Annotated in this window: 22 protein-coding genes, 1 other RNA gene and 1 other annotated feature; of the genes, 5 read left to right on the top strand and 18 right to left on the bottom strand. The window is 52.3% G+C overall.

Annotated elements, in window-relative coordinates; translation table 11 throughout:
• Window positions 1-17: 17 nt before the first annotated feature.
• Window positions 18-3,071 carry a D-2-hydroxyglutarate dehydrogenase YdiJ gene (gene ydiJ / locus QMZ30_RS13060; RefSeq protein ID WP_283227702.1) on the bottom strand — a complete coding sequence of 1,018 codons (3,054 nt, stop codon included), beginning with the start codon at window positions 3,069-3,071 and terminating at the stop codon, window positions 18-20.
• Window positions 3,072-3,277: 206 nt separating this feature from the next.
• Between ydiJ and ydiK the strand changes: the two genes are divergently transcribed.
• Both ydiK and rprA read left to right on the top strand, forming a co-directional pair.
• Window positions 3,278-4,390 carry an AI-2E family transporter YdiK gene (ydiK, locus tag QMZ30_RS13055; protein ID WP_034821692.1) on the top strand — a complete coding sequence of 371 codons (1,113 nt, stop codon included), beginning with the start codon at window positions 3,278-3,280 and terminating at the stop codon, window positions 4,388-4,390.
• A gap of 313 nt (window positions 4,391-4,703) precedes the next feature.
• An RNA gene (rprA, locus tag QMZ30_RS13050) (antisense sRNA RprA) lies at window positions 4,704-4,812 on the top strand.
• Between the two features lie 99 nt (window positions 4,813-4,911).
• On the opposite strand, the gene ppsA is transcribed toward rprA, so the two are convergent.
• Window positions 4,912-7,299: a phosphoenolpyruvate synthase gene (gene ppsA / locus QMZ30_RS13045; protein WP_283227701.1), complete on the bottom strand. Its 2,388-nt coding sequence runs from the start codon at window positions 7,297-7,299 to the stop codon at window positions 4,912-4,914.
• Between the two features lie 445 nt (window positions 7,300-7,744).
• On the opposite strand from ppsA, the gene ppsR reads away from it, so the two are divergent.
• A complete protein-coding gene (gene ppsR, locus QMZ30_RS13040) occupies window positions 7,745-8,578 on the top strand; it encodes a posphoenolpyruvate synthetase regulatory kinase/phosphorylase PpsR (RefSeq protein ID WP_283227700.1) in 834 nt (277 codons plus the stop codon).
• A gap of 149 nt (window positions 8,579-8,727) precedes the next feature.
• Window positions 8,728-9,774, top strand: a complete 1,047-nt coding sequence (locus QMZ30_RS13035; RefSeq protein WP_283227699.1) for a 3-deoxy-7-phosphoheptulonate synthase — start codon at window positions 8,728-8,730, stop codon at window positions 9,772-9,774.
• A 5-nt stretch (window positions 9,775-9,779) separates the two neighbouring features.
• On the opposite strand, the gene QMZ30_RS13030 is transcribed toward QMZ30_RS13035, so the two are convergent.
• From QMZ30_RS13030 to QMZ30_RS12955, 16 genes are all read right to left on the bottom strand, one after another.
• Window positions 9,780-11,219: a protein adenylyltransferase SelO gene (locus QMZ30_RS13030; RefSeq protein ID WP_283227698.1), complete on the bottom strand. Its 1,440-nt coding sequence runs from the start codon at window positions 11,217-11,219 to the stop codon at window positions 9,780-9,782.
• A 99-nt stretch (window positions 11,220-11,318) separates the two neighbouring features.
• Window positions 11,319-12,062: an EAL domain-containing protein gene (locus QMZ30_RS13025; RefSeq protein WP_349306833.1), complete on the bottom strand. Its 744-nt coding sequence runs from the start codon at window positions 12,060-12,062 to the stop codon at window positions 11,319-11,321.
• 312 nt (window positions 12,063-12,374) lie between these two features.
• Complete coding sequence (locus QMZ30_RS13020; protein ID WP_039335754.1) at window positions 12,375-12,836, bottom strand: NlpC/P60 family protein; 462 nt, start codon at window positions 12,834-12,836, stop codon at window positions 12,375-12,377.
• Window positions 12,837-12,905: 69 nt separating this feature from the next.
• Window positions 12,906-13,652: a vitamin B12 ABC transporter ATP-binding protein BtuD gene (gene btuD / locus QMZ30_RS13015; RefSeq protein ID WP_283227696.1), complete on the bottom strand. Its 747-nt coding sequence runs from the start codon at window positions 13,650-13,652 to the stop codon at window positions 12,906-12,908.
• Window positions 13,653-14,198: a glutathione peroxidase gene (locus QMZ30_RS13010; RefSeq protein ID WP_283227695.1), complete on the bottom strand. Its 546-nt coding sequence runs from the start codon at window positions 14,196-14,198 to the stop codon at window positions 13,653-13,655. It lies immediately after the preceding gene.
• A gap of 39 nt (window positions 14,199-14,237) precedes the next feature.
• A complete protein-coding gene (btuC, locus tag QMZ30_RS13005) occupies window positions 14,238-15,221 on the bottom strand; it encodes a vitamin B12 ABC transporter permease BtuC (RefSeq protein ID WP_502921479.1) in 984 nt (327 codons plus the stop codon).
• Between the two features lie 88 nt (window positions 15,222-15,309).
• On the bottom strand, window positions 15,310-15,672 hold the full coding sequence (locus QMZ30_RS13000; RefSeq protein ID WP_283227694.1) for a DUF2502 domain-containing protein: 363 nt from the start codon (window positions 15,670-15,672) through the stop codon (window positions 15,310-15,312).
• A 192-nt stretch (window positions 15,673-15,864) separates the two neighbouring features.
• Window positions 15,865-16,167, bottom strand: coding sequence for an integration host factor subunit alpha (gene ihfA, locus QMZ30_RS12995; RefSeq protein WP_007892687.1), 303 nt, complete (start codon window positions 16,165-16,167; stop codon window positions 15,865-15,867).
• Between the two features lie 4 nt (window positions 16,168-16,171).
• Window positions 16,172-18,559, bottom strand: coding sequence for a phenylalanine--tRNA ligase subunit beta (gene pheT, locus QMZ30_RS12990; RefSeq protein ID WP_283227693.1), 2,388 nt, complete (start codon window positions 18,557-18,559; stop codon window positions 16,172-16,174).
• 14 nt (window positions 18,560-18,573) lie between these two features.
• Window positions 18,574-19,557: a phenylalanine--tRNA ligase subunit alpha gene (gene pheS / locus QMZ30_RS12985; RefSeq protein ID WP_039335741.1), complete on the bottom strand. Its 984-nt coding sequence runs from the start codon at window positions 19,555-19,557 to the stop codon at window positions 18,574-18,576.
• A gap of 71 nt (window positions 19,558-19,628) precedes the next feature.
• Window positions 19,629-19,754 (bottom strand) — a sequence feature (Phe leader region).
• Window positions 19,705-19,749 (bottom strand): pheST operon leader peptide PheM, encoded by a 45-nt coding sequence (gene pheM / locus QMZ30_RS12980; protein ID WP_123912837.1) that lies wholly within the window; start codon window positions 19,747-19,749, stop codon window positions 19,705-19,707. It overlaps the preceding feature by 45 nt.
• Before the next feature lie 115 nt (window positions 19,755-19,869).
• The gene (gene rplT, locus QMZ30_RS12975) at window positions 19,870-20,226 is read right to left on the bottom strand and encodes a 50S ribosomal protein L20 (protein ID WP_283227692.1); all 357 of its coding nucleotides are present in this window, start codon (window positions 20,224-20,226) and stop codon (window positions 19,870-19,872) included.
• 167 nt (window positions 20,227-20,393) lie between these two features.
• Complete coding sequence (gene rpmI, locus QMZ30_RS12970) at window positions 20,394-20,591, bottom strand: 50S ribosomal protein L35 (RefSeq protein WP_006118955.1); 198 nt, start codon at window positions 20,589-20,591, stop codon at window positions 20,394-20,396.
• A gap of 99 nt (window positions 20,592-20,690) precedes the next feature.
• The gene (gene infC / locus QMZ30_RS12965; protein WP_039335733.1) at window positions 20,691-21,242 is read right to left on the bottom strand and encodes a translation initiation factor IF-3; all 552 of its coding nucleotides are present in this window, start codon (window positions 21,240-21,242) and stop codon (window positions 20,691-20,693) included.
• 4 nt (window positions 21,243-21,246) lie between these two features.
• Entirely contained in the window at window positions 21,247-23,175 is a 1,929-nt protein-coding gene (gene thrS, locus QMZ30_RS12960) for a threonine--tRNA ligase (RefSeq protein ID WP_039335731.1), read from the bottom strand.
• Between the two features lie 244 nt (window positions 23,176-23,419).
• Window positions 23,420-24,181 carry a DUF481 domain-containing protein gene (locus tag QMZ30_RS12955; RefSeq protein WP_283227691.1) on the bottom strand — a complete coding sequence of 254 codons (762 nt, stop codon included), beginning with the start codon at window positions 24,179-24,181 and terminating at the stop codon, window positions 23,420-23,422.
• 330 nt (window positions 24,182-24,511) lie between these two features.
• On the opposite strand from QMZ30_RS12955, the gene ghoS reads away from it, so the two are divergent.
• On the top strand, window positions 24,512-24,802 hold the full coding sequence (ghoS, locus tag QMZ30_RS12950; protein ID WP_283227690.1) for a type V toxin-antitoxin system endoribonuclease antitoxin GhoS: 291 nt from the start codon (window positions 24,512-24,514) through the stop codon (window positions 24,800-24,802).
• Window positions 24,803-24,829: the final 27 nt, after the last annotated feature.

Here is a 24,829-nt window from a genome sequence, read left to right as displayed (position 1 = left end):
CGTCTACTACAATTTGTTTACATCATTTCCAGCAGCGCTTGTAGTGGATGCCGCATGCCATTGCCTTCTGCACGTTTGACCTGACTACGGCACGAGAAGCCGGTTGCCAGACAACGCTGACGCGGTAGCTTCTGCAACTGTGGATTCCATGAAAGCGCATAAATCCCCAGTGAATTCTCCAGGTTTTTACTTTCGTGGCCATATGTACCGGCCATGCCGCAGCAGCCGACATTGACGTTTTCCAGCTTAGCCCCGAAGCGCGCAAAAATATCCTTCCACTGATTGGGCGTAGAGGGCAGCGCGGTCACTTCAGTACAGTGTGCGAACAGATACCAGGCTTCCCCACTGGCCATTTGCACGGTGCGCGAGTCTGTCGCTTGCTGTAACCACTCATGAACCAGTTGCACCTGGAACTCACCTCGCTGCTCGCCCAAGACTTCTTTATATTCGTCGCGATAACACAACACGGTGGCCGGATCGACACCGACCATGGGCATGCCCAGTTTTGCCACACGGTTCAGAAGTTCTGCGGTTTTAGTGGCGGTGCGTGCAAAACGCTGCAGGAAGCCCTTCACGTGTTGTGCTTTACCATTAGGTGAAAACGGCAGCAGCACTGGACGATAGCCCAGCTTTTCAATCAGTCTCACGAAATCAGTCACTAACTGGGCTTCGTAATAGCTGGTGAAAGGATCCTGCACCACCAGCACGCAGTTTTCACGCTGCGCCACATCCATCGCTTCCAGCTGTTCCAGCGTCAGGCTCATCGCCGGATGACCACTGAGCTGCTGTTTCAGGCTCGGAGATGAGAGCAGCGGCAGATCCACCATGCCGATATGGGTTTGACTCAACTCGCGAACCCATGGCTGCTTGAGGAAGAAGTTGAACACCTTCGGCGCTTTTGCCATTAACGGCGCATAACTCTCTACCGTTGCCACCAGATGATCGCTCAACGGGCGCAGATAGCGAGTGTGATAAAGCTGCAGGAAGCGCGAGCGGAAACTCGGCACATCAATCTTGATAGGACACTGAGTCGAACAGGCTTTGCAGGCGAGGCAACCAGACATGGCCTCTTTGACTTCATGCGAGAAGTCATATTCGCCCTGTTTCGCGTGCCAGGAGTTACGGGTACGTTGAATCAAGGTGCGCAGACTGGCGCCCTGCTTCGGCAGTGCCTGCTCCAGTTGAGAGGGATCTACGCCCTGCTCTGACAATAAACGCAGCCACTCACGCGTTAATGTGGCACGGCCTTTGGGAGAATGGATACGGTTGCGGGTAATTTTCATGGACGGGCACATCGGGCTGCGCGCATCAAAGTTGAAGCATAAGCCGTTACCGTTGCACTCCATGGCTCCCCGCCAGTCGTTACGCACGGTGACCGGGATCTGGCGATCATAGGTGCCACGTTTGACGGCATCCACCTGCATCATCGGCTCATTGCTGCCAAAAGGTGTGCAGATTTTGCCAGGATTCATGCGGTTATCCGGGTCAAAAGCGGCTTTGATACGACGCAGTTCGTTGAACAGGGTTTCGCCGAAGAAGGCTGGACTGTACTGAGCGCGGAAACCTTTGCCGTGCTCGCCCCACAGTAATCCGCCGTAGCGAGCCGTCAGCGCCACCACTTCATCGGAGATTTGTTTCATTAACAGCTCTTGCTGCGGGTCGCACATATCCAGCGCCGGGCGCACGTGCAGCACCCCCGCATCAACGTGACCAAACATGCCATAGCTCAAACCATGGCTGTCGAGTAAGGCACGGAAATCGACAATGTAATCGGCTAACTGCTCTGGTGGGACGGCGGTATCCTCGACAAAAGGAATCGGCTTGGCACGCCCTTTCGCGTTACCCAACAGGCCTACGGCTTTTTTGCGCATATTGTAGATGCGCTCAATGCCGCCCAAATCGTTACACAGCTGATAGCCAATCACGCCGCCTTGCTGTTGCTGCATCAGCTCATCCAGCCGTGCACACAAACTATTAACCTGTTGTTCAATCAGTTCACCATCGTCACCCGCAAATTCGACGATGTTCAGACCAAGCATCTCTTTATCGGGTACATCGGTGATAAGTTCGTTGACCGAATGCCAGACGATATCCTCTCGCGCCAGGTTCAGCACTTTTGAGTCCACCGTTTCGACAGACAGCGCTTTGGCTTCGACCATAAAGGGCGCATTACGCAGCGCGGAGTCAAACGAGTCATATTTGATATTAACGAGACGGCGTACTTTCGGAATCGGTGTGATATCGAGGCGCGCTTCGGTGATGAAGGCCAGCGTGCCCTCGGCACCACATAACAAGCGCGTCAGATCAAAGGTTTGCAAATCATCACTGAACACGTGACGCAGGTCGTAGCCCGTCAGGAAGCGGTTCAGTTTAGGGAATTTTTCCAGGATCAGATCGCGCTGGTCGCGGCAACGATTGAGCACTTCATGATAGATGCGCCCTTCCGCAGTCGGGGTGGCGGCCAACTGCTCTGCCAGCGTAGTCGGCATCGCGCGGGTATCAAGAATATCGCCGCCGATTAATACGGCGCGCAAACCTTCAACGTGATCGGAGGTTTTACCGTACACCAGAGAGCCTTGACCAGAAGCATCGGTGTTAATCATGCCCCCTAAGGTCGCGCGGTTACTGGTAGAGAGTTCAGGCGAGAAGAAAAAGCCATAAGGCTTCAGCCAGGCATTCAGCTGATCTTTCACCACGCCCGCTTCAACGCGCACCCAACCCTGTTCAGGATTAATTTCCAGGATGCGATTCATGTAGCGCGACATGTCGACCACGATACCCTGATTCAGTGATTGACCATTCGTGCCGGTGCCACCCCCGCGTGGGGCGAAGGTCAGGCTGTTGAACCGCTCCTCGCCAGCCAAACGCGCAATCAACGCGACATCGGCGGTCGAGCGTGGGAACAGCGCTGCATCAGGTAACAGCTGATAAATGCTGTTATCGGTAGAAAGTGATAGCCGATCGGCATAGCTCGTGGCGGTATCACCGGTAAATCCTTGCTCTTTTAATGACTGCAGGAATGTCAGCACCCGTTGAACGAGGCCGGGTGCCTGGGAAATCTGTGGGATCATTATTGCGCGACCGAGATGTTGTAAACGTTTGCGTGGTTATTTTTTTCAACCATTGGTTTTATCATATTTTTTTATCGCCTGCTGTTTTTTCAGGAAAGACCTCCGCGACACCTGCTTTTTTCTGTTTAATTTTCAGGAAATAGCTCATCATTGATCAGGGCCCGTGCGGCCCACCATGAAGGATTAATTGAGGTCAAAACGTTGTGATGAAAAGCCTGCAACGCGGTATGGATCTACCGCAACTGCTGTTCTCGTTGATGTTCATACTGATTATGATCATCGCCTGCCTGTGGGTGGTACAACCCTTCATTCTGGGCTTTGCCTGGGCCAGCATGGTGGTGATTGCCACCTGGCCATTAATGATACGTTTGCAGCATCTGCTGTGGGGACGACGATCGCTGGCGGTGATCGCCATGACCATTCTGTTACTGCTGCTGTTTATTATTCCGATTGCCCTGCTGGTGAGTAGCCTGATCGATAACAGCGCGCCGGTGATTGCCTGGGCCACGCAACGCCATCTGGTTTTCCCGGACTTTGTCTGGCTGCGTGAAATTCCTTATGTCGGTAACAAAACCTACTCCAGCTACCACAAAATGGTTGATGGCGGCGGTACGGCGATTCTAAATCAGCTACAACCTTACATTGGCCGCACCACGGGCTTCTTTGTTGCACAGGCTGGTCACTTTGGCCGCTTTATGATCCACCTCGCGGTGATGCTGCTGTTTAGCGTGTTGCTTTACTGGCGTGGTGAACAAGTCGGTCACGGCATTCGCCACTTTGCTTATCGCATGGGCGGACGTCGCGGCGATGCGGCGGTGCTGTTAGCCGGGCAAGCGATCCGCGCCGTGGCATTGGGCGTGGTGGTGACAGCGCTGGTACAGGGTGTGCTGGGCGGCATTGGCCTGGCGATTTCCGGCATCCCTTATGCCACCCTGCTCACCGTGCTGATGATTCTGACGTGCCTGGTGCAGCTTGGCCCGTTGGTGGTGCTGGTGCCGGCCATCATCTGGCTCTACTGGAGTGGCGATACCACTTGGGGCACCATATTACTGGTGTGGAGTTGTGTGGTCGGCACGCTTGATAGCGTGCTGCGTCCGATGCTGATTCGTATGGGCGCAGATTTGCCGATGATTTTGATACTTTCTGGGGTTATCGGAGGATTGATCGCCTTCGGCATGATCGGGCTGTTTATTGGACCGGTGGTGCTGGCGGTCTCTTATCGTCTGGTTTCGGTGTGGATGCATGAAGCCCCCGCACCTGATGATGACCCGCAAACAGCGATTGAAGCGCTGGCCGAGCACGAAGAAGAGCAACCGTAACAAACTGCCGCCATCCAACACGGTGTGTTAACCCGCACCGTCTCTCTCCTCTCCCATTTGCCTTACGCGATGGCGATTAATGCCTGTTAATCACCATCACTTAATTGCTCCCGTTACGCATTATTTTTCATAAGCGATTTTTAAGAAAAAACGCAGATTTGGCCGATTAAGGAGAGTTTCGCTAACGGAATGATTATTTTTCGCACTGAATCATCAGGTCAAACCGGTGAAAAAGGCCACGAAAGATTATCAGCTTTAAACTAATAAGAGGATTCTTAAAGACGCCAGCAGGCGGTGTGAATAACATGAATCCTAAGTTTGAGATCAAACCACTGATTTTTAAACAACCTTTTTCCCCTGAGTAAAGTAAAGAATTGCTGTGTGTAGTCTTTGCCCATCCCCTGTGATGGGCTTTTTTTTTGCTTTTTTTATGCATAAACAAAAGGCCAGCAGAGCTGGCCTTGATGATTTCAGCAAGGACACTTCAGAATCTTACTGAAAGCGTCCTAATTAATAGCTGACTAAGATTTTGCAGCGTCCAGCTCAGCCAGATTTAACCAGGTTTGCACCACGGTATCCGGATTGAGCGACAGGCTATCAATGCCCTGCTCCATCAACCATGCGGCAAAGTCCTCATGGTCTGAGGGTCCCTGACCACAGATGCCGACATATTTACCCTGCTTCTTCGCGGCCTGAATCGACATCGACAGCAGCGCTTTAACCGCCTCGTTACGCTCATCGAACAGCGCAGACACCACGCCGGAATCACGATCCAGACCCAGAGCCAGCTGGGTCATATCGTTCGAACCGATCGAGAAGCCATCGAAATACTGCAGGAACTGTTCCGCCAGCAAGGCATTAGAAGGAATCTCGCACATCATGATCACCTTCAGGCCATTCTCGCCACGTTTCAGACCCTGCTTGCCAAGCTCTTCCACAACGGCGGCAGCCTGGTCTACGGTACGCACAAACGGAATCATAATTTCGACGTTAGTCAGACCCATCTCGTTACGCACCCGTTTCACTGCAGCGCACTCTAACGCGAAACAGTCACGGAAGCTGTCTGCAACATAGCGACCCGCTCCACGGAAGCCCAGCATCGGGTTCTCTTCTTCAGGTTCATAGCGCTCACCCCCCACGAGGTTAGCGTATTCGTTGGATTTGAAGTCAGAGAGACGCACGATAACGCGTTTTGGCGCAAAGGCCGCCCCCAGCGTGGCAATTCCCTCGGTCAAACGCGCAATGTAGAATTCAACCGGATCGTCAAAACCTTTCATCATCTGACGAATCTGCTGCTGAATCTCTGGCGTCTGCTGGTCAAATTCCAGCAGCGCTTTTGGATGCACGCCGATCATACGGTTGATGATGAACTCCAGACGTGCCAGCCCGACACCCTCATTAGGCAGGCAAGCAAAATCAAATGCACGATCGGGGTTACCGACGTTCATCATGATCTTCAGCGGCAAATCGGGCATGGTATCCACTTGTGAGCTGGTGACTTCAAAGTCCAGCAGATCCTGGTAAACGTAGCCGGTGTCGCCCTCCGCACAAGTGACCGTCACCTTATGGCCATCTTTGAGATGATCTGTCGCATCGCCACAGCCCACCACCGCAGGAATACCCAGTTCACGTGCGATGATCGCGGCATGGCAAGTACGCCCACCACGGTTGGTGACAATCGCTGAGGCTTTCTTCATGATCGGCTCCCAATCCGGGTCCGTCATGTCGGTCACCAGCACGTCACCTTTCTCGATACGATGCATTTCGCTGATATCGTGAATCACTTTCACTTCACCCGCGCCAATACGATGTCCGATGGCTCGGCCTTCGACCAGCACTTTGCCTTTGCCCTGCAAGGTGTAGCGTTCCATCACCTGACCATTGGAACGGACAGTCTCCGGACGGGCCTGCACGATAAACAGCTTGCCGGTGTGACCATCTTTGGCCCACTCAATGTCCATTGGGCGTTTGTAGTGCTGCTCAATCAACACCGCCTGACGCGCCAGATCCTGCACTTCGTCATCGGTCAGGCTGAAGCGGTCACGCTGTTCTTGATCGACATCTTCAATCCGCACCTGCTCCCCATGCTCCTGGGAATCGGCATACACCATGCGAATTTTTTTCGAGCCCATGGTTCGGCGTACAATCGCCGGGCGGTTAGCCGCCAGCGTCGGTTTATGCACGTAAAATTCGTCTGGGTTAACCGCGCCCTGCACCACCATCTCACCCAGACCAAACGCCGAGGTGATAAACACCACCTGGTCGAAACCGGATTCGGTATCTATGGTGAACATCACCCCCGATGAAGCGAGGTCCGATCGCACCATGCGCTGAATCCCGGCCGACAACGCCACACCACGATGGTCGTAACCTTGATGCACACGATAGGAGATCGCACGGTCGTTAAATAAAGAAGCATAAACGTGCTTCACGGCCACCAGCACCGCGTCGAATCCCTGCACGTTGAGGAATGTCTCTTGTTGACCGGCGAACGAGGCATCGGGCATATCTTCCGCCGTTGCAGAAGAACGCACCGCGAACGAAGCGTCGGGGTCATCAGAAGAGAGCTGCTCATAGGCTGTTCGTATCGCCTCTTCCAGTTCAGGCAAGAATGGCGTATCAACAACCCATTGACGAATTTGTTTGCCAGCTTTCGCCAGCTCTTCCACATCATCAATATCCGTAATGTCCAGCAAATCATAAATACGCTGGTTCAGTCCGCTTTGGTCGAGAAACAGATTAAACGCATAAGATGTCGTCGCATAACCGTTTGGCACGGATACGCCCAGAGACGACAAGTTCGTAATCATTTCTCCCAGGGAAGCATTCTTGCCCCCCACCCGATCAACATCATGCATGCCAAGCTGGTTGTACCAGAGCACTAGCGACTGTTGGTCTTGATTGGACATTGAGATTATCCTTCATTTAAATGATTGGAGCACATGGAACAATTTGCTATTCGCCAAAACAGCCTGGCACAATCAATAAATAAAGACTAAGTGTTGAATCGTTAAAGCAGAAAAAGAAACGCAAAATCGGATTAGTACCCGTCATAAATCGAGTTGCGCAACAGGCTTATTAACCCAACGCAAATGGCTAGAATGATATTTTTCCCTTTTTCAGAGGGTTAGAGATTGCTTTTTGTTGCGCAACGGACTCAGACTTTATTTCCCAGATTAACTGGAAAATGCGAGTAAATAGCATTTTTCAAAACAGCATTTCATCTAATATTACCCTTTTGAAGAACAGCCTTGTGTGATGTGACCGCCACTGATATGGATATTTCATTTTACTTTGAATTAAAATGAAATATTGGCAGTGAGATTGTTATGTAAAAGTAAATGAGAGGATTGCTTGCCTATGAGCACTGAACGCAGTGTGTTCTACATTTCAGATGGCACCGCCATTACCGCTGAAGTTTTGGGGCACGCAGTGCTCTCACAATTTCCCGTCAGTACTACCAGTGTCACCCTGCCGTTTGTTGAGAATGTCCAGCGCGCGCAGGCGGTTAAAGCACAGATTAATGCCTTGTACCAGCAGAGTGGCGTGCGTCCATTAGTGTTTTTCTCGATTGTGACGCCTGACGTCCGCGAGATCATTCTGGAGAGTGAAGGCTTCTGTCAGGACATCGTACAGGCGCTGGTCGCCCCGTTGCAAAGCGAACTCGGTGTGGCTTCGATGCCCGTGGCGCATCGTACTCACGGACTCACTGCCAGCAATCTGGGCAAATATGATGCGCGCATCGCCGCGATTGATTACACCCTGGCACATGATGATGGTATTTCTCTGCGCGGTCTGGAAGATGCACAGGTCATTCTGCTTGGCGTCTCGCGCTGTGGCAAAACGCCGACCAGCCTCTATCTGGCGATGCAGTTTGGTGTGCGTGCGGCAAACTATCCCTTTATCGCGGATGATATGGATAATCTAAAATTACCCCCCGCATTACGTGCTCATCAGCATAAGCTCTTTGGATTAACCATCGATCCCGAGCGTCTGGCGGCGATCCGCCAGGAGCGTGCCGAAAATACCCGGTATGCGTCAATGCGTCAGTGCCGCCTTGAAGTGGGTGAAGTCGAAGCGTTGTTCCGTACTCATCAAATTCGCTACCTCAACAGTACCAACTATTCTGTCGAGGAGATTGCCACCAAAATCCTCGACATTATGGGGCTGCGCCGCAGCATGTATTAGAGTGTAAGCCAGGCCGTAAAGCCTGGCTTCCGTCTTGATTAACTCTCCTTTCTTTTTAGCGGGTTGAATTCGCGAGTTATTGGTTTATTGTGACCACCATCACTTCCCGGTATTTCACCGCTGCGAAGAACAGAATTTTGAGAGTCCCAATGAACAAGACTGATGAACTGCGTACTGCGCGCATCGGCAGCCTGCTAACGCCAGTTGCCCTCGCGCAAGAACACCCTATTTCGGCGGAGATTGCCGCTAATGTCACCGCTGCGCGCCAGCGCATTGCCCGTATCCTGACGGGTGAAGACCCGCGTCTGCTGGTGATTATCGGTCCGTGCTCACTGCACGATCCCAAAGCGGCGATTGAATACGCCGAACGCCTGAATGTGTTGCGTGAACGCTATAAAGATCGCCTTGAAATCGTGATGCGCGCCTATTTTGAAAAACCGCGTACCGTGGTGGGTTGGAAAGGTTTGATCTCTGACCCCGATCTCGACGGCAGTTTTGACGTCAACCGTGGCATCGCTATCGCCCGCAAACTGCTGCTGGATATCAATGCGCTGGGGATGCCGACCGCCACCGAATTCCTCGATATGGTGATCGGCCAGTTTATTGCCGACCTGATCAGCTGGGGCGCTATTGGTGCTCGCACCACGGAAAGTCAGATCCACCGTGAAATGGCCTCGGCCCTCTCCTGTCCGGTGGGTTTCAAGAACGGTACCGATGGCAACGTGCAGATCGCCGTGGATGCGATCCGCGCTTCTCGCGCCAGCCATATGTTCCTCTCGCCGGATAAACATGGGCAGATGACGATTTACCAGACCAGCGGCAATCCGCACGGCCATGTGATCCTGCGTGGCGGTCGGCAGCCCAACTACCATGCTGAAGATGTGGCGGCAGCAGCAGCGAACCTGCGTGATTTCAATTTGCCTGAGCAGTTGATCATCGATTTCAGCCACGGTAATTGTCTGAAGCAGCATCGCCGTCAGCGTGACGTCGCAGATGACATTGCCGCGCAGATTCGCCAGGGTTCACGTGCTGTTGCAGGTGTGATGATTGAGAGCTTCCTGCAGGAAGGTAACCAGAAAGTGGTGGGCGGTGAACCCTTAACTTACGGGCAGTCCATTACCGACCCCTGCCTTGGCTGGGAAGATAGTGAAGAAGTGCTGGAGAAACTGGCTGCCGCGGTAGACAGCCGTTTCTAATTAATTTAGCTGGAGCAACTCACTTCCAGCGTTTTGCCCCACTCGGGTGGTCGTTGGCGCAACTGCGCGCTAACGGCTGCATCACTAAACGGCTGCTGCAATGCCAGATGCAAGGTTTCCAACGCCGCACTTTCCCCTTTCTCGACCTCTTCGATAACCTGCTGAGCCAGATAATTGCGCAATACCAGCGCGGGATTCGCGGCTTTCATCACCGTTTGACGCTGTTCATCCGTTGCTTCATCTTGCAACAGTCGTTGGCGATAACTGTCATACCAGCGATCAAACGCCTCACGATCGATAAACTCATCGCGCAGCGGTGAACGGCTCTCCTGCTGTTGCGTATCGCTTAACAAACGGAACGTTAGCGCATAATCACTGTGTTCCTGCGTCATCAAAGCCAGCAACGAGGTTAGAATGGCGTTGTCATTTGCATCCGCCGTTAACAGCCCCAGTTTGGCGCGCATCTTCTCACCCCAAACCCGCATCAGTTCGGTTTCATATTGACTCAGCGCCTGTTTAAGCTGATCCGTGGACATTAACCCTGACAGCGCATGCGCCAGACGGTTGAGGTTCCACAGCCCAATCATCGGCTGGTTCTCAAACGCATAGCGGCCTTGGTAATCACTGTGATTGCAGATGAAATCAGGCTGGTAATCGTCCAGGAAGCCGAAAGGACCGTAATCCAGCGTTAATCCAAGAATCGACATGTTATCGGTGTTCATTACGCCGTGTGCAAAACCGACACTCTGCCAGTGAGCGATCAGGCTCGCGGTACGTTTGACAATGTCGCTAAACCACAGCTGGTAGCGGTCCACCTGGTCGCGCAACTGCGGCCAGTGATGGTGAATGGCGTAATCCGCCAGTTGGCGTACCTTCTCCTGTTCACCACCATAATAGAAGTGTTCAAAATGGCCAAAGCGCAGGTGGCTCTCCGCGATGCGCATCAGCATGGCGCCGCGCTCCTGGGTTTCACGCAACACCGGCTCTTCACCAATCGCCAGTGCCAGGGCACGCGTGGTGGGAATACCAAGGTGGTGTAATGCTTCGGAAGCCAGAAATTCACGTACGCTGGAGCGGATGACCGCGCGGCCATCGCCCATACGTGAGTAAGGAGTGAGTCCTGCGCCTTTGAGATGCCAGTCGAGCTTGCGCCCATTGTCCAGCTGCTGTTCGCCCAGCAAAAGACCGCGACCATCCCCTAATTGTCCGGCCCAGACGCCAAACTGATGGCCACTGTAGACTTGAGCCAGCGGTGCCATACCCGGCAGTAATTCACGGCCGCTCCAGACGCCATGGCCTTCGCCTTGAAACAGGTTGGGATTTAGCCCCATTTCAGCCGCCAGTGGCGCATTGTGATAAAACAAGCGCCCACCTGCTAAGGGAGTCGGGGCCAGCGCGGTGTAAAAGGCCGGCAACTCTTGCTGCCAGCTATTGATAAATTGCATTAATACTCCAGCAGGTGCATGTGCGCAACGCACCGACATTGAGTGTACGAAGTGAGGTTAAGTGTAACGCTGACTCGAGGTGGAGAACAGGTGAAAGGATTACTGCTGTGAGGGTGTATGTGAGCTCACATCAGGATAAATAAGATCGCTTAACCGTTCCGCTTTAACAACCGGGAACAAATTTCCTTGCAGTTGCGCGCCATTTAACTGGCTGACTTTCTCCAGCAGCAGGCTGTCGTCGACGCCACAAATAATTATCTGCTCGGCGAAATCGGAAAACGTATCAATCATCGTTTGCATAAAGGGTGTAAAAGATGCACGTTTTGCAAGCCCCTGAATAAAGACCTTATCCAGTTTCAATACGTTAAACAGGTTATCATAGACTGCCGTTGCAGGCGCTTTTCCCGCCCCAAACTGCGAGAGTGATAAACGGAATTCTTGCTGTAAGGAAGCTAAAAGCGGCTGCGCTTTTCCCTTGGCTAATTGCGGAAACGTTTCGCTGACATCCAGAATAATAAAAGAAAGTTGTTTAAATTTCCTTAACAGAAATTCGCTTTCCAGGAGCATTGTGGCCATTGAATCATCAATACGTACCAAGGCGGTAATTTGATGTAACTCAAAAAATTCACGGTACTTTTCCAGCAGTGAAAGCTGGCTCTGCAGTAAGCGTAATTGCTGCGCATCGTCTAACTGCGGCAACAACAAATCCTGCGGCAGCGTAATAGGTGCGCTGTCGTGGACGAATTGCGTTACCAGCTCAACCGAAGTCAGCTGGCCCGCCAGAGAGTAAACTGGATAAAACCAGGTTTCCGACTGATAGTCGGCAGATAAATGGACTTTCATTTCTACAGCCAGAAGCAGTGGCAATTGGCGCATCGTATATCAATGAAAACCACCAGGCAATAGGACCAAACGTTTGAAGAGACGCTGTTTTTATGCCTGATTAAGCGGTTTTAAGCCTGAGATAATACTTAAGCCAAATAACCGGGGTTAATATCCATACCGATTAAATAAACTTAGCACTCTTTTTAGTATTAAAGAAAGGCTATTTAAAGTTCCATTTTAAATGAGAGTTAAGTCAGGATTTGCCATCACAATTAATAGTGCATAAAACCACGCACCTTTTATGGCATTATTACCTAGTATGGTACTCAATCAGATGCGACGCGCTTGCCAAAATACTTTACGCCAATAAACATTGTCCAGTGAGGAACGGATTACACCCTGACTGGTAGAGGCATGAATAAAGGTGTTATCAGTATCATAAATACCGACGTGCAGGCCATTTTCACCGCTGCCGGTCTTGAAGAATACCAGGTCGCCGGGTAGCAGGTCGCTTTTGTCGATTCGCGTGCCAATATCGGTTTGATCAATCGTGGATCGCGGCAACTGCATGGCAAATTGGTCACGGAAAGTCAGATAAACAAAGCCCGAGCAATCTACCCCGCCGCGGCTCAACCCGCCGTATCGATAAGGCGTTCCTCGCCAGTGTGTGAGTTGCTCGTTGAGTTGGGCAATGACGGTAATCGAATCAGACAGGCGACCATTAGGCGGCGGTGCACGATGGCTGCTGCAACCTGCCAACAGCAGAACCAGAATAAAAACCGTAAGTCGCATCAGAATAATCCTTAAATCCGTCGCCCGGCAGACACTTTAGCGGTAAATCTGCCGTTCAGGCAACGACATTCAAGGGATAAACAGCAGCGGACCTTGCGCGGTGTCGATTTGTTCGAAGTGTGTCTGATACAGCGGTGCCAGTTTTTCGGCAGTCAGCACTTCCCGTGCGCCACCCTGGCTCACCACACGCCCCTGATGCATTAACCACACAATATCCGCATGGCGCAGGCTATGATTGAGATCGTGACCACTGGCAATGATGATGATGCCTGCGTGGCAAAGGCTGCTCAGTAACTTGTCCACCGCACGCTGTTGCGCAACGTCCAGCGCGGTCATTGGCTCATCCAGAATCAGCAACTTCCCGCGTGGATTGAGCAACGGATGAATCTGTAATACCACCGCGGCCAGCCGTACACGCTGCCATTCACCACCCGAAAGCTGTGTCAGGTTACGGGTTAGCTTGTCTTGCAAGCTGAGCTGAGTGAGAACATCCGCCAGCGTGGCATCTGCCTGGGGAGACGCCGATGAGCAATGTAGCCGCAGAAAGTGCCAAACTGGCATCGACCCTAATGCCAACTGCTGCTGAGGCAACCACGCGCGCAATTGTGCCAGTGCAGCCCCACTCAGGGTATCAAGCTGCTGACCGGCGATCCGAATCCGTCCCTTGGCCGGCAGCAACCCTGAGAGCACACTTAACAGCGTGCTTTTGCCCGCGCCATTCGGCCCAACCAGGTGAGCCAGAGAGCCGGCATTAAGGGTAAGGTCGACGGGAGTCAGTCGCCCTGCGACGCTCACTCCCTCGCACTGCAACAGCATTTACTCGGCCAATGCCTGCTCAACGCGTTTCAGGATAATCGGATCGTCTGGCGTCATATCCGGTGAGAAACGCGCAATTACTTTACCCTGCTTGTTGATCAGGAATTTCTCGAAGTTCCACAGAATATCGCCTTCCGCTTTCGGCGCACGGCCTTTGCTCACCATACGTTCCAGGAAACCACTGCCTTCCGGACGTTCAGCCTCTGGCTGGGCCGCAGTCAATTGCGCATACAGGGGATGGCGATTCGCACCGTTGACGTCGGTTTTATCGAACATCGGGAAGGTCACACCATAAGTGGTGCTGCAGAACGTTTTGATCTCTTCGTTACTGCCAGGTTCCTGCTCAAGGAACTGGTTGCACGGAAAACCGAGCACGCTGAAATCTTTGTCCTGCCAGGCTTTTTGTAATGACTCAAGCTGCTCATACTGCGCCGTCAGACCACATTTGGACGCCACGTTAACCACCAGCAAGACTTTATCCTGATACTGCGCCAGCGTAGTTTTTTCGCCATCCAGTGTAACCAGATCAGTTTGATAGATACTCATTGTCGATTCCTGTTGTTGAACCCAAGATGCCAGCCGCAGCTAGCGCGAAGACTTCACTAATAGCACAATAAATAGCGGTGCTCCCAGCGTGGCGGTCACCACACCAATCGGTAATTCCGCGGAGGTCAGCACCAGGCGAGCGATAATATCCGCCCCCAGCAGCACCGCTGCACCCGCCAGAGCGGATGCCGGTAAAAGATAACGATGATCGCTCAAGCCGCTCAGCCGAAGCAGATGTGGGATCACCAAACCGACAAAACCGATCGCGCCGGCCATCGCCACACTGGCACCCACCAGCCATCCCATTGCCAGCACTAACAGATTTCGCCACAGCAGCAGCGGTAAACCCAGCTGACGTGCTGAGGTCTCTCCCAGCGCCAGTAAATTGAGGGGGCGCGCGGTAGCGATGAGCAATAGTGTCACCGGCAACAGTGCCAGCATCATCCAGCCATAGCGCCAGTCGATACCGCTGAAACCGCCCATCATCCAGTACATCAGCTGGCGAAGATCGAGGCTGGTGCTAAAGTACACCGCCCACGTCATGATGGCGCTACAGATAATGCCCAGCGCCACGCCCGTCAGCAGCAGTCGAGTAGCCGATAGCTGACGGTGAGCAAAATGCAGCAGAATAAGGGTGATGAATAACGCACCCGCCATGGCGGCCAACGCCAGACTCCACAGCGAGCCATTACCCAGCATCACCCCCAGCACTAAACCGATTCCCGCCCCATTGGACACGCCCAGCAGGCCGGGCTCTGCCAGCGGATTATTAAACAGCGCCTGCATCACCACCCCACTCACCGCCAGCGCAGCACCCACTAACAATACCGCCAGGGTGCGCGGCAAACGCAGCTGCCAGACAAAGAGGTCGCCATTGGCGCTAAACCATTGTGTGGGAGGGATCCAGCTATCACCGGCACACAAGCTAATGATGAACAGAAGCAGCACAGCGGCACTGAGTAGCATCAGCCAGCGCTGGCTACGGCGGTCGGCCTGTCGGGCAAGCTGGTCCAGCAGAGTCATAGATAAGATTGGCAGAGAAAACAGAGATTTGATTGTAGTGGGATTGTGGCAAAAAGAAAGCGGCACCTGAATGTGCCGCTGAGGAGACTTAGTGACGCGGAGGAAGCGGTTGACCGTGATCATCATGCTGATTGTGATTATCACGCTGGTCATTGTGCTGCTGGCGGGGCTGTGGTTTGTTGTCATGACGCGGCGCATTGCCCGGGTGCTGTGACTGCCAGCCGTTACCGTTCCAGTAACCGTGTGGGCCTTTCATACCAACACGTTGGTTATGATGTTGCTTCCACCAGGTAGGCGCACGCCAGTCATAGCCATCCCAGTAGTAGCCACGTTTATCCTGGTCACCGATATGAATCGATACCCCTGGGGTGTTGATATTGACAGAAACATTGGCACTGGCCAGCAGCGGCATTCCTAACAGGATGCTTAGTAAAAGTGCTGTCTTTTTCATCAGCGAAAACCTCTTGTAATGTGATGGCGCTGTTATAACAAATGAAATGAGACAGTCACTATCGGCGAGTGCCGATTTTCATCCTATTTTCCGGATACTTACGAAATCCTGACAATATGAAAAGATTGCGTAGATCGCCTGTTTTTCAGCCAATAAAAAAGGCCGCTAAGCGGCCTTTTTGTCATACTGAAATTAGTCAGCGTCCTTCGGTGTCGCGTTCTCGACGCGACTTTTCAACTTCTGCCCCGGACGGAATGTCACCACCCGGCGGGCAGTGATTGGAATATCCTCTCCCGTCTTCGGGTTACGGCCCGGACGTTGGTTTTTGTCACGCAGATCAAAGTTACCAAATCCGGACAGTTTAACCTGTTCTCCGTTTTCTAACGCACGGCGAACTTCTTCAAAGAAGAGCTCAACCAACTCTTTGGCATCGCGTTTGCTCAACCCGAGTTTTTCAAACAGGTACTCTGACATTTCAGCTTTTGTAAGCGCCATAGGTTCAATCCCTCAAGGTTGCCTGGAATCGCTCTTTTAATGCCGCAACGCATTTGGCAACGGTCGCGGCAATCTCCTCTTCTTCGAGTGTCCGGCTGGTATCCTGCAAAATCAGGCTAATCGCAAGGCTCTTTTCGCCCTCGTTTACGCCCTTACCACGGTACACGTCAAACAAGTTTACGCCAACTACCTGATTTACGCCAACTTTCTTACACTCCGCGATGATATCTGCTGCGGGCACGTTTTCAGCCACTACCACAGCGATATCACGACGGTTTGCTGGGAAGCGTGAAATCTCGCGCGCGTCAGGCAGGACGCGGTCTGCGACCTTATTCCAAAGCAGTTCAAACACTAAGGTGCGGCCGTTGAGATCCAGCTTACGTTCCAGCTCCGGATGAACCACCCCGATAAATCCGATTCGTTCGCCACGTAAATAAATTGCAGCGCTCTGTCCTGGATGCAGCGCCGGATTGGCCTCTGCACGGAAAGAAATCTCATCAAGTTTACCGGTCAAATCCAGCAGCGATTCTAAATCGCCTTTTAAATCATAGAAGTCAACCGTCTGACGCGCCAGATCCCAATGCTCTTCGTAGCGATTACCGCTCAGTACGCCCGCCAGCATAAGATCCTGGCGAATACCGAGATCGGCCTGAGTATCAGGAACAAAGCGCAAACCGCTCTCAAACAGGCGTACACGGCCCTGCTGACGGTTCTGGTTGTACACCACAGCCCCTAGCAGACCGGTCCACAGTGACAAACGCATCGCGGACATATCGCTGGAAATCGGGCTTGGCAGAATCAGCGCTTCTTCACCTGGATGCAGCAGCTGCTGCACTTTCGGATCAACGAAGCTATAAGTTATGGCTTCCTGATAGCCCTTATCCACCAGCAAGCTGCGCGCACGTTTCAGGGATAAATCCGCTTCGCGATGCTGTGTCATGATCAGATTGGCTTTCACCGGCACATCAGGAATGTTGTTGTAGCCGTATACACGCGCGACTTCTTCAACCAGATCTTCCTCAATCGCCATATCAAAGCGCCAGCTTGGTGCGACGGCTTTCCACTCGCCGTTGCCCACGGTCACTTCACAACCGAGACGCTTCAGAATGTCTGTGACCTGCTCATCGGCAATCACGTGACCAATCAGGCGGTCCAGCTTTTCACGACGTAGCGTGATGGTGGCACGCTCAGGCAATTTGCTGGCGTCAGTTTGATCGATAACCGGACCCGCTTCACCGCCACAGATGTCCAGCAGCAGCTGAGTCGCGCGTTCAATCGCCTTGAACTGCAGTGCAGGATCAACACCACGCTCGTAACGGTGTGAAGCATCGGTATGCAGGCCCTGACGACGGGCACGGCCGGTGATCGCCAGCGGTTCAAAGAAGGCGCACTCGAACAGCACGTTTTTGGTCTGATCGTTCACACCCGAGTGCTCACCACCAAAAATACCGCCCATCGCCAGCGCTTTCTGATGGTCCGCAATCACCAGCGTGTCGCTGCTGAGTTTGGCTTCGGTGCCATCCAACAGCGTCAGCACTTCGCCCTCTTCCGCCATGCGCACCACGATGCCGCCATCAATGCGGTCGAGGTCGAAGGCGTGCATAGGCTGACCGAGTTCCAGCAGAACGTAGTTGGTGATGTCCACAACCGGGTCGATTGAACGAATGCCGCAGCGACGCAGTTTTTCACGCATCCACAGTGGCGTTGCCGCCTGCACGTTGATGCCTTTCACTACGCGGCCGAGATAACGTGGGCAAGCATCTGTGGCATCTACGCGAATGGGGAAGGTATCCGTAATGGTCGCCTTAACCGGCTCGATAGTTGGCGCCGTTAACGGCAAGCCGTTAACCACCGCCACGTCGCGCGCGATACCGATAATACCGAGGCAATCTGCACGGTTTGGCGTCACGCTGATTTCGATGGTGTTGTCATTCAGCTGCAGGTAGCTGCGGATGTCAGTGCCGATTGGCGCATCCGCTGGCAGCTCAATGATGCCGCTGTGATCGTCGGAAATACCCAGCTCAGAGAAAGAGCACAGCATGCCTTCTGAAGGCTCGCCGCGCAGTTTTGCCGCTTTGATTTTAAAATCACCTGGCAGCACAGCGCCCACGGTGGCGACTGCCACTTTTAGGCCCTGACGGCAGTTTGGCGCGCCACAGACGATATCCAGCAGACGATCGCCGCCTACATTGATTTTGGTGACGCGCAATTTGTCGGCGTTCGGGTGCTGGCCACACTCCACCACTTCACCCACAACAACGCCATGAAACGCGCCGGCAACCGGATCAACACCGTCCACTTCCAGGCCGGCCATGGTGATTTGCTCAGACAGCGCAGCGCTGTCCAGGGCTGGATTTACCCATTCGCGTAACCAGAGTTCACTGAATTTCATTGGATAACCTGCCCTTATTTAAATTGTTTGAGGAAACGTAGATCATTTTCGAAGAAGGCGCGCAGATCGTTAACGCCATAGCGCAGCATGGTAAGACGCTCCATGCCCATCCCGAAGGCGAAGCCAGAGTAGACTTCCGGGTCAATGCCGACATTGCGCAGAACATTTGGATGCACCATGCCGCAGCCCAGGACTTCCAGCCACTTGCCGTTTTTACCCATCACATCCACTTCAGCGGAGGGTTCGGTGAACGGGAAGTAAGAAGGACGGAAGCGAATCTGCAGGTCTTCTTCAAAGAAGTTATTCAGGAAATCGTGCAGCGTGCCTTTCAGGTTGGTAAAGCTGATGTCTTTATCAACAATCAGACCTTCCATCTGATGGAACATTGGGGTGTGCGTTTGATCGTAGTCGTTACGATAAACGCGCCCTGGCGCAATGATGCGAATTGGCGGTTGTTGGTTTTTCATGGTGCGGATCTGCACACCCGACGTCTGCGTACGCAGCAGGCGAGTGGCATCGAACCAGAAGGTGTCATGGTCGGCACGTGCTGGATGATGTCCCGGAATATTTAAGGCGTCGAAGTTGTGGTAGTCATCTTCGATTTCCGGGCCGGTTACCACCGCAAAGCCCAACTCGCCAAAGAAGTTTTCAATACGGTCGATAGTGCGGGTGACCGGATGCAGGCCGCCGTTCTCAATACGACGACCCGGCAGTGAAACATCAATGGTTTCTGCAGCAAGTCGCGCATTCAGCTCAGCGCTTTCCAGCGTGTTTTTACGCTCGTTAAGACGGTCCTGCACCTGCTGCTTGGCTTCGTTGATCACCGCGCCTGCCGCTGGACGGTCTTCTGCTGGCAGTTCGCGCAGGGTGGTCATCTGCAGCGTCAGGTGCCCTTTTTTACCCAGAAATTCGACGCGCACGGCGTCCAGGGCGGCGATATCCGACGCCTCGTCGATAGCGGCCGTGGCACGGGCCACCAGGTCTGCGAGTTGGGACATGATTTCCTCTTCTTCCAGCCGGGCTGGTCAGTTCTTGTTGGGATCCTGCGATCCGATTAAGTGTCGCCAGAAACAAAAAAGCCTCCACGGGGGAGGCTTTCAGCGCGATTTTTCGTTTCTTTTCTTATGCGCAAAAGCCCCTGATTTTCAGGTGCTAAAGTAAAAAAAGAAACGGAAAATAGCAGCGTGCATGCTTGCATTACCTTGTCTTGATAGAAACCGCACTATTGAAAAGCCCAACGGTTAAAATGTCAATCATTTGCGTGAGTTGCAGACAATAAAAAAGGGAGCAAGCTCCCTTTTTCACCTGACTTACGCCAGAGCTGATTTCGCTTTTTCAACCAGTGCCGTGAAGGTCACTTTGTCGAATACTGCGATGTCTGCCAGAATCTTACGGTCGATTTCAATAGAGGCTTTTTTCAGGCCATTGATGAAACGGCTGTAAGACATACCGTTCTGACGAGCCGCTGCGTTGATACGCGCGATCCACAGTTGACGGAACTGACGCTTACGTTGACGACGGTCACGGTAAGCATACTGACCAGCTTTGATAACAGCCTGGAAAGCAACGCGGTAAACACGTGAACGTGCACCGTAGTAGCCTTTAGCTTGTTTTAAGATTTTCTTGTGACGTGCGCGAGCAATTACACCACGTTTTACGCGAGCCATGTGAGCTCTCCTATATCATATTCTGTGATTTCCCCATCATCTTTCGTGCCGCAGTGGCGTTGGCTGCCATCATTCATCCCAGTCACTTACTGATGTAAGCTCAGGGATTCATTCCGTTGCCGCCTTACTGCAACCCGAAATCTATCGGGGAATTAAAAAGGGTTTACTTATGCGTATGGCAGGCAGGCAACAACCAGGCCCAGATCGCCTTTAGACACCATGCCTTTCGGACGCAGGTGACGTTTACGCTTGGTAGACTTCTTAGTCAGAATATGACGCAGGTTCGCGTGCTTACGCTTGAAGCCGCCAGAAGCGGTCTTCTTGAAGCGCTTAGCCGCGCCACGGACAGTTTTAATCTTTGGCATTTTTACAAATATCCACTTCGCATTGTTAATAAAATGAACCAGACAGGCGAATAAAATTCCGCACAGCGCCAAGGCTGCGCGGGTTTATTACTTGAAGGCCTACTGTTTCTTCTTCGGTGCGAGCACCATGATCATCTGACGACCTTCGATCTTCGAAGGGAAGGATTCGACAATCGCCAGATCTAAATCATCACACAGGTCTTTACGGACGCGGTTAAGCACTTCCATACCGATCTGCTGGTGCGCCATCTCACGACCGCGGAAACGCAGCGTGATTTTGGCTTTATCGCCCTCTTCCAGAAAGCGAATCAGGTTGCGTAGTTTGACCTGATAGTCGCCATCATCGGTACCAGGACGGAATTTAATTTCCTTAACCTGGATAACTTTCTGCTTCTTCTTCTGTTCCTTAGAAGACTTACTCTTTTCATAAAGGAACTTGCCGTAATCCATAATACGGCAAACCGGCGGTTCGGCGTTCGGGCTGATTTCAACTAAATCTACGCCAGCTTCTTCGGCTTTCTCAATTGCTTCACGCAATGAAACGATGCCAAGTTGCTCGCCGTCTACGCCAGTTAAGCGCACTTCGGTAGCACGGATTTCGCCGTTGATACGGTTCGGACGCGTCGGTTGTACTCGTTTTCCGCCTTTAATAACCTTATTCCTCTAATTGGTGAAGATGTCGGCTGCGAATCTCTTGTTGCAGCTTCTCAACAAACACATCTACGTCCATGCTCCCGAGGTCTTTACCACGGCGGGTGCGAACAGCAACTTTGCCTGCTTCCACCTCTTTCTCACCGCAAACCAGCATATAAGGGACGCGACGTAATGTGTGCTCGCGGATTTTAAAGCCTATCTTCTCGTTTCTCAAGTCTGCTTTGACACGAATGCCTGCTTTCTGCAATTTCTTTGTCAATTCGCTGACATAATCTGCCTGGCTGTCGGTGATATTCATCACTACAGCCTGCACGGGTGCCAGCCAGGTCGGGAAGAATCCTGCGAACTCTTCGGTCAGGATGCCAATAAAGCGCTCCATGGACCCCAGAATTGCACGGTGGATCATTACCGGTGTCTGACGATCGTTGTTTTCACCCACATAAGTGGCGTCCAGACGTTTTGGCAGGGAGAAGTCTAGCTGAACGGTGCCACACTGCCATGCGCGGTCGAGGCAATCGTACAGAGTAAACTCGATTTTCGGGCCGTAGAAGGCACCTTCTCCTGGCTGATATTCAAACGGAATTTCGTTTTCCTTCAGCGCTTCTGCTAAATCGACTTCCGCACGGTCCCACATTTCGTCGGTACCAATGCGTTTTTCCGGACGGGTAGACAATTTCACCACGATTTTTTCAAAACCGAAGGTGCTGTACATGTCGTACACCATGCGGATACAGCTGTTCACTTCATCACGCACCTGATCTTCGGTACAGAAGACGTGAGCATCATCCTGGGTAAAGCCACGTACACGCATCAGGCCGTGTAAGGCACCTGATGGTTCGTTACGGTGACAGCTACCAAACTCTGCCATGCGCAGCGGCAGGTCACGGTAAGATTTCAGACCCTGATTAAAGATCTGCACGTGTCCTGGGCAGTTCATCGGCTTGATGCAATATTCACGGTTCTCAGAAGACGTGGTGAACATCGCCTCTTTGTAGTTTTCCCAGTGGCCGGTTTTTTCCCACAGCACGCGGTCCATCATGAACGGACCTTTCACTTCCTGGTAGTCGTACTCTTTCAGCTTGGTACGGACAAACACTTCCAGTTCACGGAAGATAGTCCAGCCGTCGTTGTGCCAGAACACCATGCCTGGTGCTTCTTCCTGCATATGATACAGGTCAAGCTGCTTACCGATTTTACGGTGATCGCGCTTCGCCGCTTCTTCAAGACGCTGCAGATAGGCAGCCAGCTGCTTCTTATCGCCCCACGCTGTACCGTAAATACGCTGCAGCATTTTGTTATCGCTGTTGCCGCGCCAGTAAGCACCGGAGATTTTCTGCAGTTTGAAGTGATGGCAGAAACGCATATTCGGCACGTGCGGACCGCGGCACATGTCGATGTATTCTTCATGATGATACAAACCAGGTTGATCATCGTGACTGATGTTTTCATCAAGAATGGTGGTTTTGTAGCTTTCGCCACGCTCAGCAAACACATCACGTGCTTCCTGCCAGCTCACCTTTTTCTTCACGACATCGTAATTTGTCTCAGCCAACTGGTGCATGCGCTTTTCCAGCAGCTCAAGATCTTCCTGCGTCAGGGTGTGTTCGAGATCGACATCATAATAGAAGCCGTTATCGATCACCGGACCAATCGCCATTTTGGTATTCGGCCACAGCTGCTTGATCGCATGCCCTAACAGGTGCGCGCAAGAGTGACGAATAATTTCCAGACCGGCTTCATCTTTGGCGGTGATAATTGCCACCTGAGCATCTTCGGTGATCGGGTCAACCGCATCCACCAATTCGCCATTTACGCGGCCGGCAATACAGGCTTTCGCCAAACCCGGACCGATATCCAGAGCGATATCCATCACGCTGACCGGACGGTCAAATACGCGCTGGCTGCCATCAGGAAGAGTAATTACTGGCATTTCATATCCTTATTGCAGTGGTAAGCCACACGAAAGCCTACATGCAAGATTCAGTTTCGTTTGAGTAGCCCGGCGTAATGTCAGACCCACATTGTCGGAATGACGCCAGGAGTGTAAAGCGCCGGAGATAATAGCAGCTTTCATTCGCCAGCAAAACCCATCAAAAATGCGCTAAGCCAAAGAGAGATAAAAAAAAACCGCTACGCGGCATAGGCCGGGTAGCGGTTGTTCAATCCTGTCTCGCTTACATCGCGTAGGAGAGCTGAATCGTGGTTTTGGTGTCGGTACGATCCGGGGCAGATTCCGGCGGATTGTTGTTCCAGGTCACGTTGTATGCCAGCTTAAGCGCAAAGTGCTCATTAATGGCAACCTGCAAACCGGTTTCGGAGTTAACCGTGGTATCTTCACCGAAGCTGCTCAACACAGAAACACCCTGGATGAATTTGGTGGTGTCGGTCAACTGCCACTGATAGCTGACTGCGCCATAACCTAAGGCTTTGGTTTCATGTCCACCATCATGGAAGTCATCGTAACGAACACCCGGACCGAATTCTGCACGCAGTGAATGTACTGGGCCATTTAGCAACTGACGACCATAACCGGCGGTAAGGACATCACGAGAATCATATCCGTTGAAACGATCGCTCAACCAACTCGCCTGACCAAACAGGTAGTCCGCGCTGTTGAGGTTGTAACGAGTACGGCCACCAAGGTTGTAAGTCTCTGACGAACGCTCGTCATTCGAGGAGTTGTTCGCGGCATTACCCCAAAGACTGTAAGCAGTATTGGTCTGATACCACGTCATGTTGGTTGACGCGCTCAGTGCTGAGCTGGTGGTATTCCCTGTCTGTGCCAAATAACCGGCTGACGCGCTGCCTTCAAACGGTTTTTTCGCCGTTGAAGGATCATCCATGGAGGTGAATACGGTGTTATCTGCAAATGCCTGGTGACAAAATGCTCCAGCAGAGAGCAATAAAACAGCGGACAGCTTATTAAAGGCTTTCATTAAATGTGACCCGTACGACAGTTTAAAAAATGATGAGTCTGAAGAGTTTTCCCGGCCAATCAATGCAATTTACGGTAAGTTTTGTAAATAAATATGAAAGCGCCAGAAAAGCCAGGTTTCGTGTGGAAACCGCCCGTGGAATGAGACCTTTCCCATTTCCGGCGCGCATTATAAGAGGCAATTAGCGAAATAGCAGCTTAATTGCTACAAGAATTTTCCGAACCCTGCTGACACAGATTTACGCCCCTTCCCCGTCAGAATTGAGCAGAATTCGCTCTATCCGTTGCGCTGGTCTACGCTGAAATTTGTTCCATTACAATGAGGTGAAAGATGAGCGACCATGACCTTAAACGTTACGTTGTCACGCTAAATTATCAGGATGCGAGCTTGAGTGATTTGCAATCCCTGAACAGTGTCATGGTAAATGGCGGTTATAGCACCACGCTGCACGATGAGAACGGCCACGCGCATGAATTGGGTACGAATAGTTATGGCCTGATCAGTGCACTGGAACAGCAGGATGTCATCGAGCAAACAATCGGGTTAGCTGAAGTGGCTTTGCATCGTAAACCGGAAGTGGTGGTCACCACTCTGGACGCTTTTTTGAAGGCGCAATCCTGAAGCGTGCAAAAATTAGGCAGCAGCTCT

It is taken from the genome of Pantoea sp. EA-12, assembly GCF_030053355.1.
Classification (GTDB): domain Bacteria; phylum Pseudomonadota; class Gammaproteobacteria; order Enterobacterales; family Enterobacteriaceae; genus Pantoea; species Pantoea vagans_C.
Note: the sequence above shows the minus strand (reverse complement) of the source record. Positions and strands in the feature narration are given on the sequence as shown.

What these genes read in the sequence shown, in the direction of transcription:
- QMZ30_RS13010 (WP_283227695.1), bottom strand. Translation starts at nt 14,198, where the DNA reads ATGAGTATCTATCAAACTGATCTGGTTACACTGGATGGCGAAAAAACT.
- QMZ30_RS13035 (WP_283227699.1), top strand. Translation starts at nt 8,728, where the DNA reads ATGAACAAGACTGATGAACTGCGTACTGCGCGCATCGGCAGCCTGCTA.
- QMZ30_RS13000 (WP_283227694.1), bottom strand. Translation starts at nt 15,672, where the DNA reads ATGAAAAAGACAGCACTTTTACTAAGCATCCTGTTAGGAATGCCGCTG.
- QMZ30_RS13020 (WP_039335754.1), bottom strand. Translation starts at nt 12,836, where the DNA reads ATGCGACTTACGGTTTTTATTCTGGTTCTGCTGTTGGCAGGTTGCAGC.
- ihfA (WP_007892687.1), bottom strand. Translation starts at nt 16,167, where the DNA reads ATGGCGCTTACAAAAGCTGAAATGTCAGAGTACCTGTTTGAAAAACTC.
- QMZ30_RS13025 (WP_349306833.1), bottom strand. Translation starts at nt 12,062, where the DNA reads ATGAAAGTCCATTTATCTGCCGACTATCAGTCGGAAACCTGGTTTTAT.
- btuC (WP_502921479.1), bottom strand. Translation starts at nt 15,221, where the DNA reads ATGACTCTGCTGGACCAGCTTGCCCGACAGGCCGACCGCCGTAGCCAG.
- btuD (WP_283227696.1), bottom strand. Translation starts at nt 13,652, where the DNA reads ATGCTGTTGCAGTGCGAGGGAGTGAGCGTCGCAGGGCGACTGACTCCC.
- thrS (WP_039335731.1), bottom strand. Translation starts at nt 23,175, where the DNA reads ATGCCAGTAATTACTCTTCCTGATGGCAGCCAGCGCGTATTTGACCGT.
- rplT (WP_283227692.1), bottom strand. Translation starts at nt 20,226, where the DNA reads ATGGCTCGCGTAAAACGTGGTGTAATTGCTCGCGCACGTCACAAGAAA.
- pheT (WP_283227693.1), bottom strand. Translation starts at nt 18,559, where the DNA reads ATGAAATTCAGTGAACTCTGGTTACGCGAATGGGTAAATCCAGCCCTG.
- ppsA (WP_283227701.1), bottom strand. Translation starts at nt 7,299, where the DNA reads ATGTCCAATCAAGACCAACAGTCGCTAGTGCTCTGGTACAACCAGCTT.
- ghoS (WP_283227690.1), top strand. Translation starts at nt 24,512, where the DNA reads ATGAGCGACCATGACCTTAAACGTTACGTTGTCACGCTAAATTATCAG.
- ydiK (WP_034821692.1), top strand. Translation starts at nt 3,278, where the DNA reads ATGAAAAGCCTGCAACGCGGTATGGATCTACCGCAACTGCTGTTCTCG.
- QMZ30_RS13030 (WP_283227698.1), bottom strand. Translation starts at nt 11,219, where the DNA reads ATGCAATTTATCAATAGCTGGCAGCAAGAGTTGCCGGCCTTTTACACC.
- rpmI (WP_006118955.1), bottom strand. Translation starts at nt 20,591, where the DNA reads ATGCCAAAGATTAAAACTGTCCGTGGCGCGGCTAAGCGCTTCAAGAAG.
- ydiJ (WP_283227702.1), bottom strand. Translation starts at nt 3,071, where the DNA reads ATGATCCCACAGATTTCCCAGGCACCCGGCCTCGTTCAACGGGTGCTG.
- pheS (WP_039335741.1), bottom strand. Translation starts at nt 19,557, where the DNA reads ATGTCCCAACTCGCAGACCTGGTGGCCCGTGCCACGGCCGCTATCGAC.
- QMZ30_RS12955 (WP_283227691.1), bottom strand. Translation starts at nt 24,181, where the DNA reads ATGAAAGCCTTTAATAAGCTGTCCGCTGTTTTATTGCTCTCTGCTGGA.